Origin of the sequence: Massilia sp. CFBP 13721 (assembly GCF_014842025.1) — a bacterium.
Classification (GTDB): Bacteria; Pseudomonadota; Gammaproteobacteria; order Burkholderiales; family Burkholderiaceae_D; genus Telluria.
Window position 1 is genome coordinate 84,826 of record NZ_JACYUY010000002.1, and the last position, 11,757, is coordinate 96,582.

The window sequence follows — 11,757 nt, forward strand, 5'->3', positions numbered from 1 at the left end:
GCCCCCCTACGGTACGCCACTGTCTCAATAATCAATAAAAAAGCCGGAACATCACTGTTCCGGCTTTGTATTCCAACGCCTTAAAACGGCAAATCAGCCATCCTTACGCTGCAACTCCACCCTGCGCACCTGCCCGCTCGGCCCCGGGAATCCCGCAAACGCGCTTTGCACCAGCGCCGGCATCACTTCCGGCGTCGACAGCTGGCGGCTCAGGTTGTGCACGGTGACGTCGAACAGGCGCTTGTCGGTCTTGTCCTTGATCGATACCTGCAGCTCGCGCCGGTACTGGTGCTCGATCGAGACCTGGTAGGCCGGGACCGGGCTCCAGAACGGGTCATAGAACGGATGGTGCCAACGGGCGAAGCGTCCGCGCGGACCGAAGCGCGAACCATAGAAGGAGCCATAACGCGGGCCGAAGTACGAAAAATCATCGTACATCACCGGCTGCACGACGCGCACCGGGACGTCGGTGGTGGTAAACCGCATCGCCACCTTCAGGGCGGCCGGGCTCAGGTTCGATTCGCGGAAACCCAGCTGCGCCAGCTGTCCGCGCACCAGGTTCTGGTAGCTCTGGTATTCGAGCGTATTGTCGAAATTCGGCGGCGCCTCGAACACATAGCTCTTGTCTTCGATCTGGGCCGGCCACTGGTGGAAGGTCGTGACGTCCGAGCGGATGGTGGTGGCGCATCCGCCCAGCAATAGCGCGGTGAGCGCCATGCCTGCTGCAATCAAGCGTTTCATTCGTTTTCTCTCCGGGTTTTTAACGGTCTTTGCCTAGCGTCAGATTGCGCCGTTTCGTCAATTTACGCAGATTAATTTACACATGGTTACCAACACTACTTGACGACACATTTCGCACAGGTGCGCATCGACTGAATTGCGCGAGCCGGGGTAAATCTTGTTGGTAAAATAAGTGCTTCTTCGACTGTATATTTCCGGACCTCCCCCATGCGCACCGATACGCCCCAGACGATTTACAGGAAAGATTACACCCCGCCCAGCTACCTCGTGGACACCGTCGAACTCGGCTTCGATCTCGATCCGGCCCGTACCATCGTCGCCAACCGGATGACGATGCGGCGCAATCCGGACAGCGCCCAGCGCGAAATCGAACTCTACGGCGAGAACCTGGAACTGGTGGCGCTGCGCATGAACGGTAACACCCTGGGCGAGGAGGACTATCGCATCGAGGGCCACCAGCTGACGATTCCCGATACCCCCGAGGAAGTCACGCTCGAGATCGAAACGATCTGCGTGCCCGAGCAAAACACCACGCTCAACGGCCTGTACACGTCGAACGGCAGTTTTTATACCCAGTGCGAAGCCGAGGGCTTCCGCGCGATCACGTATTTCCCGGACCGCCCGGACGTGATGGCCGTCTTCACCGTCATGCTGCGCGCCGACAAGGAAAAATACCCGGTGCTGCTGTCGAACGGTAACCTGGTCGAAGAAGGCGAACTCGGCGATGGCCGCCACTACGCCAAGTGGGAAGACCCGTTCAAGAAGCCGAGCTACCTGTTCGCACTGGTCGCCGCACGCCTGGTCTGCCAGGAAGAAACGTTCCGCTTGAAAGATGGTCGCGACGCCCTGCTGCAAGTCTGGGTCGAAGACGGCAACCTGGACAAGACCGACTACGCGATGCAAGCCCTGAAAAACGGCATCCGCTGGGACGAGGAACGCTGGGATCTCGAACTCGACCTGGACCGCTTCATGATCGTCGCCGTGGGCGACTTCAACATGGGCGCGATGGAAAACAAGGGTTTGAACATTTTCAACACGAAATTTGTGCTGGCCAATCCGCGCGTGGCGACCGACATCGACTTCCAGGGCATCGAGGCGGTGGTCGGCCACGAATACTTCCACAACTGGACCGGCAACCGCGTTACCTGCCGCGACTGGTTCCAGCTGTCGCTGAAAGAAGGCCTCACCGTGTTCCGCGACCAGGAATTCTCTGCCGACATGATCGGCACCGACAGCGGACGGGCGGTCGGCCGCATCGACCAGGTGCGTACCTTGCGCCAAACCCAGTTCCCGGAAGACGCCGGCCCGATGGCGCACCCGGTGCGCCCCGACTCCTTTGTCGAAATCAATAATTTTTATACGGTGACCGTGTACGAAAAGGGCGCAGAAGTCGTGCGCATGTATCAAACCCTGCTCGGCCGCGACGGTTTCAAGAAGGGCATGGACTTGTATTTCGAGCGCCACGACGGCCAGGCCGTCACCTGCGACGATTTCCTGTGTGCCATGGCCGACGCCAACGGGCGCGATTTGACCCGCTTCGAACGCTGGTACAGCCAGTCCGGCACCCCGGTCGTGCGCGCCGAGACCCGCTACGACGAGATCGAAAAAACCTACACGCTGACATTCTTCCAGTCTTGCCCGCCGACTCCGGGCCAGGCCAGCAAGTTCCCGTTCCACATCCCGATCGCCGTCGGCCTGCTGGATGCGGACGGTAACGACATCGCCTTGACGATCGACGGTGCAGAGCAGGGCACCACCGCCGTGCTGGAGCTGACCGAATTCGAGCAGAGCTTCGTCTTCGAGAACGTGCTCGCGCAGCCGACGCCATCGATCCTGCGCAATTTCTCCGCGCCGGTCATCCTCGACTTCAACTATGGCGACGCCGACCTGCTGCACCTGTTCAGCCACGACAGCGATGCCGTCAACCGCTGGGAAGCCGGCCAGAGATTAGCCATGGGACGCCTGCTGAAACTGACCGGCGAAGCCGGCGTCGGCGCGCCGCTGCTGCTGGACGACACCTTCCTGGTGGCGCTGGGCAAGATGCTGCTCGATGAGTCGCTCGATCCCGCCTTCCGCGAACAGGCATTGCTGCTGCCGTCGGAGGGCATGGTTGCCGAGCAGATCGAAGTGGTCAATCCGATGTCGATCCATCTGGCGCGCCAGTTCATGCGCGCCAACATCGGCGCCTACCTGCGCACCGAATTGCTGGCGCAATACCGGGCCAACCAGACGCCAGGCGAATACAGCCCGGACGCCCTGTCGGCCGGCAAGCGCGCCCTGAAAAACCTGTGCCTGGCGTATCTCGCGGCGGCACGGGATGAAGAAGGGCTGGCGCTGGCCCAGCAACAATTCGACGCGGCGGACAACATGACCGACCGTATCGCCGCGCTCGCCGCGCTGGTCGACGCGCGCGCGCCCGGTGCGGAAGCGGCACTGCAGCGTTTCTACGACGAATTCGAGGACGAACCCCTCGTCGTCGACAAATGGTTCGCGATGCAGGCAGCGAACCCGCTCACCGACGTGCCGACCGTGCGCGGCCTGATGCGCCACCAGGCGTTCAACCTGCGCAACCCGAACCGCGCGCGCAGCGTCATCTCGAGCTTCTGCACCGCCAACCCGGTGCAATTCCACGCCCCGGACGGCAGCGGCTACGCCTTCTGGGCCGAGCAGGTGATCACCCTCGATGCGCTCAACCCGCAAGTGGCCAGCCGCCTGGCGCGCTCGATGGACCGCTGGCGCCGTTACACGCCGGAACTGCAGGAGCAGATGAAAAAAGCCTTGCAACAGGTCGCAGGACAGCAGCGCCTGTCGAACAATGTCCGAGAAGTTATCGGCAAGGCTCTGGCAAACTAATTAGAACTATCAATCCAAGCGAAGGAAGTCATGAAACGCGTCAGTCTCACGCAACACCTGGTGGAGCAACAACGCCTCCACAATTCCATCCCGGCCGAACTGCGCCTCCTGATCGAGGTCGTGGCGCGCGCCTGCAAGCGCATCAGCTATGAAGTCAGCAAGGGCGCCCTGGGCGACATCCTCGGCAGTGCCGACACCGAAAACATCCAGGGCGAAGTACAGAAGAAGCTGGACGTGATCTCCAACGAAATCCTGCTGGAAGCGAACGAGTGGGGCGGCCACCTGGCGGCGATGGCGTCGGAAGAGATGGAAAGCATCCACCCGATCCCGAACCGCTATCCGAAGGGCGAGTACATGCTGCTCTTCGATCCGCTCGACGGCTCGTCGAACATCGACGTCAACGTTTCGATCGGCACCATCTTCTCGGTCTTGAGGGCGCCGGAAGGCATGGGCGAGCCGACCGAACAGGCCTTCCTGCAGCCGGGCACGGCCCAGGTCGCCGCCGGCTACGCCGTATACGGCCCGCAGACCATGCTGGTGCTGACAACGGGTAACGGCGTGCACTGCTTCACGCTCGACCGCGAGCAGGGTTCCTGGGTGCTCACGCAGAGCAACATCCAGATCCCGGCCACGACCAAGGAATTCGCGATCAACATGTCGAACAAGCGCCACTGGCAGCCGCCGGTCCAGCGCTACATCGACGAAATGCTGGCCGGTAAGACCGGGCCGCGCGCAAAAGATTTCAACATGCGCTGGATCGCCTCGATGGTGGCCGATGTGCACCGCATCCTGAACCGCGGCGGCGTCTTCATGTACCCAGCCGACATGCGCGACCCGTCCCAGCCGGGCAAGCTGCGCCTGATGTACGAAGCCAACCCGATGGCGATGATCGTCGAGCAGGCCGGCGGCGCCGCCACCGACGGCACCGGGCGCATCATGGAGATCGCGCCGCATAAACTGCACCAGCGTGTGCCGGTCTTCCTCGGTTCGAAGGAAGAAGTGGAGATCGTGACGCGCTACCACGCCGAATAACCGCCAAGGCGGATGCTTTTTGGCCAATTGGCAAGAAATTGCCGAGTGGGACTAGCAAGTTTGCCTGGTTGTTTGCTAGAATACGGCTCTTCGTCGGGTTTGCCCGGTTAAGAGCCGCTGTAGCTCAGTTGGTAGAGCAGCGCATTCGTAATGCGAAGGTCGCCAGTTCGATTCCGGCCAGCGGCACCAAGAATTTAGCAGTAAGAGAAAAGGGTTGCATGCTTCGGCATGTAACCCTTTTTTATTTCCGATAGCCCTAAGCAGAGGGACGTAGGGTGGACGGCTCCACCCGACTGTCTGATTGATTCGCGGCTTGAACGCCGCCCACGCGTTCAACCAGCTTATGAAACTTCGCGACTGCTCTGGCTGTCGTTGAACGCGTGGGCGGCGCACAAGCGGCGTGCCTGCTTGCTCCGGGGGGGGAGCCGTCCACCCTACGTCCCTCCGCTTGGCGTACACGCCCCTACAGCATCATTGTTAATCCACAGTTAAGAATGGATTGAGTTTCCAGCCCTTTGTATGTCTTCCGGAGCGGGTAGAGTGATCTCACGACCACACCACCCAACACTGACGGAGACAGCAACATGAAGACCTACAACATCGCAACCATCCCAGGCGACGGCATCGGCAAGGAAGTCGTGCCGGCAGGGCAGGAAGTGCTGGCGGCGCTGGCCGCGTCAAGCAATGCTTTCCAGTTCAGCTTCGAGAACTTCGACTGGGGCGGCGACTACTACCGTCAGCACGGCGTCATGATGCCGGCCGATGGCCTCGATGCATTGCGCGGCAAGGATGCGATCCTGTTCGGCTCGGCCGGCGACCCGGACATCGCCGACCACATCACCCTGTGGGGCCTGCGCCTGAAAATCTGCCAGGGTTTCGACCAGTACGCCAACGTGCGTCCGACGCGTATCCTGCCTGGCATTGACGGTCCCCTAAAACGCTGCGCGCCGGAAGACCTGAACTGGGTCATCGTGCGCGAAAATTCGGAAGGCGAATATTCCGGCGTCGGCGGGCGCGTGCACCAGGGCCATCCGATCGAAGCAGCGACCGACGTCAGCATGATGACGCGCGTCGGCGTCGAGCGCATCCTGCGCTTCGCCTTCAAACTGGCGCAGTCGCGGCCACGCAAGCTGCTCACTGTCGTCACCAAGAGCAACGCCCAGCGCCATGCGATGGTGATGTGGGACGAGATCGCGCTGGAAGTCTCGCGCGAATTCCCGGACGTGACATGGGACAAGGAGCTGGTCGACGCGGCCACCGCGCGCATGGTCAACCGTCCGGCCACGCTCGACACCATCGTCGCCACCAACCTGCACGCCGACATCCTTTCCGACCTGGCCGCGGCGCTGGCCGGTAGCCTGGGCATCGCCCCGACCGGCAACATCGATCCGGAGCGGCGCTACCCGTCGATGTTCGAGCCGATCCACGGCTCGGCCTTCGACATCATGGGCAAAGGTTTGGCCAACCCGATCGGCACCTTCTGGTCGGTCGTCATGCTGCTCGAGCACCTGGGCGAGCACGCCGCCGCGCAGCAGGTGATGGCGGCCATCGAAAGCGTCACCGCCAATCCGGCCCTGCACACCCGCGACCTCGGCGGCACGGCGACCACCGTGCAAGTCACCCAGGCCGTTTGTGACTTCCTGAGCAGCCGGCAGCAGCAGCGCGCAGCTGCCTGACCGAGCCCGATCGGCGCCGTCGTCCACGGCGCCTTTTTGTTTTTGGCGTCCTGCGCCAGTTCCGCCCCTACCGGCCGCCAGAGTCCAGGAGGGGAGTCCCGGAAAGCTCATCTACAGGAGACATCATGTCTAAGCGTTTCTTTGGAAAACTGTATGTCCAGGTCTTGATCGGCGTGGTGGCGGGCGGCCTGCTCGGCTATGTCTACCCGACCGTCGGCGCCGACCTGAAACCCCTCGGCGACGTCTTCATCCGCCTCATCAAAATGGTGTTCGCCCCGGTCATCTTCGCGATGGTCGTGCTGGGCATCGCCAAGATGGAAAGCATGAAGGAGCTGGGTCGCGTCGGCGCCCGTGCCCTGATCTATTTCGAAGTCCTGTCGACCTTTGCCCTGCTGCTCGGGCTGGTGGTGGTGAATGTCTTCAAACCCGGCGTCGGCATGAACATCGACGTCGCCAGCCTCGACACCGGCAGCATTGCCAACTACACGGCGCAGGCGGCCAAGTCGACCGGCTTCGTCGACTTCCTGCTGAACATGGTCCCGACCAGCATCGTCGACGCGCTGGCCAAGAACGACATCCTGCAGATCCTGGTGTTCGCCACCTTCTTCGGCATCGCCCTGTCGCACATGGGCAAGCGCGCCAAGCCGATCGTCGACGTGCTGGAGGCCTTCAGCAACGGCATGTTCGTCGTGGTCGGCATGGTCATGCGCATCGCCCCGATCGCCGCCTTTGGCGCGATCGCCTTCACCGTCGGCAAATACGGCCTGGGTTCCCTGATGTCGCTGGGTCAGCTGATGGCCTGCATGTACCTCACCTGCGTCATGTTCGTGTTCGTCGTGCTGGGGTCGATCGCACGCATCTCCGGCTTCAGCCTGTGGAAGTTCCTCCGCTATATCAAGGACGAGATCTTTACGGTGCTCGGCACCAGCTCTTCGGAATCGGTGGTGCCGCAACTGATGCGCAAACTCGAGCACGTGGGCGTGTCGAAGCCGGTGGTCGGGCTGGTGATTCCTTCCGGCGTCACCTTCAATCCCGACGGCCAGTGCATCTACTACACGATGGCCGCCATCTTCATCGCCCAGGCCACGAACACGCCCCTGTCGCTGCTTGACCAGTTGGTGGTGCTGGGCGTCCTGATGGTGACTTCGAAGGGCTCGGCCGGCGTCACCGGTTCCGGCTTCATCACCCTGGCCGCCACCCTGGCGACGATGGGCAAGATCCCGGTGGAGGGGATGGTGCTGCTGCTCGGCGTCGACCGCTTCATGTCCGAAGCGCGGGCGATCACCAACACCATCGGCAATGCGGTCGGCACCATGGCGATCGCGCGCTGGGTCGGCGCCGTCGACCGCGAGCGCATGCAGCATATCCTCGACGGCAACGACGTCTACCGCGAAACGGAGTCGATCTACGAGACGCCGGAACCAACGGCCGACCTGATGCCGGAACCGGCGCTGCAGCACAGGCTGTCGGCATGAACGCGCCGATGTTAATGGAGGCGAACATGGACCTGCAACCTGAGCGCGCACTGCTGGAAAAGCTGTTCCGGACCGCCATCGCGGCGGCCCAGCCGGCCTTGTGCGTGCCGCCGCACCTGCCGGCGCCGCCGGCCGGGCGCCTGGTCGTCATCGGCGCCGGCAAGGCGTCGGCGGAAATGGCAAGGGCGGTCGAGGACAACTGGCAGGGCAAGCTGGAAGGGCTGGTCGTCACGCGCTATGGCTACGCGGTGCCCTGCCGGCAGATCGAGATCGTGGAAGCGGCGCACCCGGTACCCGACCAGGCCGGAGAGGCCGCGGCCCGGCGCATGCTGGAACTGGTCAGTGGCTTGAGCGCCGACGATACCGTGCTGTGCCTGATTTCCGGCGGCGGCTCCGCGCTGCTGCCCTTGCCGCTGCCCGGCATCACGCTGGCCGACAAGCAGGCCGTCAACCGCGCCTTGCTGGCTTCGGGCGCCAGCATCGGCGAGATGAACTGCGTGCGCCGTCACCTGTCGGCCATCAAGGGCGGGCGCCTGGCGGCAGCCTGCCATCCGGCGCGCGTCGTGACGCTCTTGATTTCCGACGTGCCCGGCGACGACCCGGCCGACATCGCCTCCGGCCCGACCGTGGCCGATGCCAGCACCTGCGCCGACGCGCTCGACATCGTGCGCCGCTACGGCATCGACCTGGCGCCGAACGTGAGAGAGGTACTGGAAAGCGGCGCGGGCGAATCGGTCAAGCCGGGCGACCCGCGCCTGGCTGGCCACGAAATTCGGATGGTGGCCGCGCCGCGCATCGCGCTGGAAGCCGCCGCCCAGGTGGCGCGCGCCGCCGGCTTCGCCACCCATATCCTGGGCGACAGCCTGGAGGGTGAGGCGCGCGAGGTCGGCAAGGTGATGGCCGGCGTGGCGCTGTCCGTCGCCCGCCACGGTGAACCCTTCAGCGCGCCCTGCATCCTGCTCTCCGGCGGCGAAACCACGGTGACGCTGCGCGGCGACGGCAGGGGCGGGCGCAACGTCGAATTCCTGCTGGCCGCGGCGATCGCCTTGCGCGGGCAGCCCGGCCTCCACGGACTGGCCGGTGACACCGACGGCGTCGACGGCCAGGAAGAAATCGCCGGCGCGTACTTTTCGCCCGACAGCCTGGCGCGCGCCTTCGCCCAGGGGCTGCGGCCGCAGGCCAGCCTCGACCGCAACGATGGCCACGGCTTTTTCGGCGCGCTTGGCGACGCGGTCGTGACCGGTCCGACGCTCACCAACGTCAACGATTTCCGCGCTATCCTGATCGGAGCGCCAGTATCCACGGAGTCCTCTCATGCATCGTAACCGCAAGGCCAAAATCGTCGCTACCGTCGGCCCGGCCAGCACCGACAGCGCCACCCTCGAGGCCATGTTCCGCGCCGGCGCCGACGTGTTCCGCCTGAACTTCAGCCACGGCACCCACGACGACCACAAGCGGCGCCACGACATCCTGCGCGCGCTCGAACGCTCTTTAGGCCGCCCGATCGGCATCCTGCTCGACCTGCAAGGACCGAAGCTGCGCATCGGCACCTTCGCCGAAGGTAAAGTCATGCTGGAGACAGGCGCCGCCTTCCGCCTCGACCTGGACCGCGGCCAGGCGGGCGACCACACCCGCGTCGCGCTGCCGCATCCGGAAATCTTCGCCGCGCTCGAACCCGGCGCCCGGCTGCTGCTCGACGACGGACGCATCGAATTGCGGGTCGAACGCTTCTCGCCAGAACATGCCGACACCGTCGTCGTCAATGGCGGCATGCTGTCGGACCGCAAAGGGGTGAACGTCCCCGGCGTGGTGCTGCCGCTGTCGGCGATGACGGACAAGGACCGCGCCGACCTCGCCTTTGGCTTGACGCTCGGCGTCGACTGGATCGCACTGTCGTTCGTGCAGCGCGCCGAGGACATCCACGAGATCCGCGCCATCGTGCAGGGCCGCGCCGGCATCGTCGCCAAGCTGGAAAAGCCGGCCGCGGTCAAGCAGTTGGAAGCGATCGTCGAAGCCGCGGACGCGGTCATGGTGGCGCGCGGCGACCTCGGCGTCGAGATGCCGGCCGAGCAGGTGCCGGCGATCCAGAAGCGCATCGTGCGCACCTGCCGCCGCCTCGGCAAGCCCGTCATCGTCGCCACCCAGATGCTCGAATCGATGGTCACGGCGCCGGTGCCGACCCGCGCCGAAGCGTCGGACGTGGCCACCGCCATCTACGACGGCGTCGACGCGGTCATGCTGTCGGCCGAATCGGCGTCCGGCAAGTACCCGCTGGAGGCGGTCACCATGATGAACAACATCATCGTCCAGACCGAATCGGACCCGTATTACGCCGAGAGCCTGAAGGCGAGCCAGAGTCCGGCGCGCGCCGACATCGCCGACGCGATCGGGCTGGCCATGCGCAACGTGGCGCACCTGCTCGACGTCGCCGCCGCCGTGGCCTACACCAGCTCCGGCTACTCCGCGCTGCGCCTGGCGCGCGAGCGCCCGCTGGCGCCGATCGTCGGCATGACGCCGCGGCTTGCCACCGCGCGCAGCCTGGCGCTGGTGTGGGGCGTGCACGCGGTGCTGACCCACGACGTGGCCACTGTTGCCGAGATGACGGAATTCGCCTGCACCGCCGCGCTGCGCGAGGGACTGGCCGCGGCGGGCCAGACGATCGTGATCGCCGCCGGCATGCCGTTCGGAGCGGCTGGGAATACCAACCTGCTGCATATCGCCCGGATCAACGGATAATGGCACACCAACAGCCAGGCAAGAGCCGCTAGCAGTGGCGTACCGTAGGGTGGGCACTTGTGCCCACGCGGTCGTACAGTTGAATCCCGCAACATTCCCGGAAATCGGCGGCGGTTGATTGCCGGGTCGCGGTATGCATACTCATACCGTCGCAATGAGTGTGCGGCACGCGACGGTACGACCGCGTGGGCACGAGTGCCTACCCTACGGAAAGTCAGGCGCTCCCGCCTGTTTCGCTCGACGGCCAGCGCGCCACCTCCTGCCCCATCGGCGTCGCCGACGAAAACGCCTGCGCCACGAAGTCGACGAAGCTGCGCACGCGCGCCGCGGTCTGCAACTGGTAGGGATAGACGGCGTAGATATCTGCCGGCGGCGTCGACCAGTTCGGAAGCACCTGGCGCAGGCGGCCGCTTTGCAGGTACTTCGCCACGTCCCATTCGGCGCGCATGATCAGGCCGTGTCCCTCCAATGCCCAGTTGACGGCGATCTCGCCGTCGTTGGTGCTGAGCGACCCGCGCACCTTGACCGTCTCGGTCTTCTGGCCCGATTTTAAATGCCAGATCCCGTAGCCTTCTTCTCCCTGGCGGATGCCGATGCAGCTGTGCTGGCCGAGGTCGTTCGGCACGCGCGGCGTGCCATGCTGTTCCAGGTAGGCCGGCGAAGCGACGATCAGGCGCCGGTTCGAGGCGATCCGTTTCGCGATCACGCGCGTATCCGGCGGTTCGCCGAACCTGATCCAGACATCGCAGGCGTCCTCGATCAGCGAGGGCGGATTGACCGTCAGCTGCAACTGGACATCCACGTCCGGATAGCGCTTATGGAAGGCCGAGATCAGCGGCGCGATATGGCTGCGGCCGAAGCCGAGGGTCGCGTTCACCCGCAACAGGCCCTTGGGCGCGGTGCCGGCGCTCTGGATCATCTGTTCCATGTCTTCGATGTCGGCCAGGATGCGGCGCGACTGCGCCAGGTACATCTCGCCTTCGGCCGTCAGTCCGATGCGGCGCGTGGTCCGGTGCAGCAGGCGCGCGCCGAGACGGGCCTCCATCTGGCTCAGGCGCTTGCTGACGCCGGCGGTGGTGACGTTCATCTCGCGCGCGGCGGCCGAGAGGGTGCCGGCGCGCACCAGCAGGCTGAAAAACGCCATCTCGGAATGGGCATTGACGGGAGTCGACATTGTTGACTCAAACTTGATAATGGTTCAACTTTAGCGCCATGTTTTAACTCACGCAAGCCGTATATTCGCT

General features: G+C 64.3%; 8 protein-coding genes and 1 tRNA gene. 7 read left to right on the forward strand and 2 right to left on the reverse strand.

What is annotated here, in order from left to right; all coding sequences use genetic code 11:
• Positions 1–93 precede the first annotated feature (93 nt).
• Positions 94–741 (reverse strand): DUF4136 domain-containing protein, encoded by a 648-nt coding sequence (locus tag IFT60_RS02015; protein ID WP_192048944.1) that lies wholly within the window; start codon positions 739–741, stop codon positions 94–96.
• A 207-nt stretch (positions 742–948) separates the two neighbouring features.
• Here IFT60_RS02015 and pepN point away from each other — a divergent pair, with 207 nt between their 5' ends.
• From pepN to pyk, 7 genes are all read left to right on the forward strand, one after another.
• Positions 949–3,594 (forward strand): aminopeptidase N, encoded by a 2,646-nt coding sequence (gene pepN / locus IFT60_RS02020; RefSeq protein ID WP_192048946.1) that lies wholly within the window; start codon positions 949–951, stop codon positions 3,592–3,594.
• Between the two features lie 30 nt (positions 3,595–3,624).
• Positions 3,625–4,626, forward strand: coding sequence for a class 1 fructose-bisphosphatase (locus IFT60_RS02025; protein ID WP_192048948.1), 1,002 nt, complete (start codon positions 3,625–3,627; stop codon positions 4,624–4,626).
• A 113-nt stretch (positions 4,627–4,739) separates the two neighbouring features.
• Positions 4,740–4,815 (forward strand) — tRNA-Thr (locus tag IFT60_RS02030).
• Between the two features lie 395 nt (positions 4,816–5,210).
• Positions 5,211–6,302 (forward strand): tartrate dehydrogenase, encoded by a 1,092-nt coding sequence (locus tag IFT60_RS02035; protein ID WP_192048950.1) that lies wholly within the window; start codon positions 5,211–5,213, stop codon positions 6,300–6,302.
• Between the two features lie 125 nt (positions 6,303–6,427).
• The gene (locus tag IFT60_RS02040) at positions 6,428–7,777 is read left to right on the forward strand and encodes a dicarboxylate/amino acid:cation symporter (protein WP_192048952.1); all 1,350 of its coding nucleotides are present in this window, start codon (positions 6,428–6,430) and stop codon (positions 7,775–7,777) included.
• A gap of 26 nt (positions 7,778–7,803) precedes the next feature.
• Positions 7,804–9,102: a glycerate kinase type-2 family protein gene (locus IFT60_RS02045; protein WP_192048954.1), complete on the forward strand. Its 1,299-nt coding sequence runs from the start codon at positions 7,804–7,806 to the stop codon at positions 9,100–9,102.
• Positions 9,092–10,513 carry a pyruvate kinase gene (gene pyk / locus IFT60_RS02050; RefSeq protein ID WP_192048956.1) on the forward strand — a complete coding sequence of 474 codons (1,422 nt, stop codon included), beginning with the start codon at positions 9,092–9,094 and terminating at the stop codon, positions 10,511–10,513. The genes IFT60_RS02045 and pyk overlap by 11 nt, the downstream gene beginning before the upstream one ends.
• Before the next feature lie 214 nt (positions 10,514–10,727).
• On the opposite strand, the gene IFT60_RS02055 is transcribed toward pyk, so the two are convergent.
• On the reverse strand, positions 10,728–11,687 hold the full coding sequence (locus IFT60_RS02055; protein WP_192048958.1) for a LysR family transcriptional regulator: 960 nt from the start codon (positions 11,685–11,687) through the stop codon (positions 10,728–10,730).
• Positions 11,688–11,757 lie beyond the last annotated feature (70 nt).

Coding starts and splice junctions, on each gene's coding strand:
- IFT60_RS02015 (WP_192048944.1), bottom strand. CDS start 741: ATGAAACGCTTGATTGCAGCAGGCATGGCGCTCACCGCGCTATTGCTG.
- IFT60_RS02040 (WP_192048952.1), top strand. CDS start 6,428: ATGTCTAAGCGTTTCTTTGGAAAACTGTATGTCCAGGTCTTGATCGGC.
- IFT60_RS02035 (WP_192048950.1), top strand. CDS start 5,211: ATGAAGACCTACAACATCGCAACCATCCCAGGCGACGGCATCGGCAAG.
- IFT60_RS02045 (WP_192048954.1), top strand. CDS start 7,804: ATGGACCTGCAACCTGAGCGCGCACTGCTGGAAAAGCTGTTCCGGACC.
- IFT60_RS02025 (WP_192048948.1), top strand. CDS start 3,625: ATGAAACGCGTCAGTCTCACGCAACACCTGGTGGAGCAACAACGCCTC.
- pepN (WP_192048946.1), top strand. CDS start 949: ATGCGCACCGATACGCCCCAGACGATTTACAGGAAAGATTACACCCCG.
- IFT60_RS02055 (WP_192048958.1), bottom strand. CDS start 11,687: ATGTCGACTCCCGTCAATGCCCATTCCGAGATGGCGTTTTTCAGCCTG.
- pyk (WP_192048956.1), top strand. CDS start 9,092: ATGCATCGTAACCGCAAGGCCAAAATCGTCGCTACCGTCGGCCCGGCC.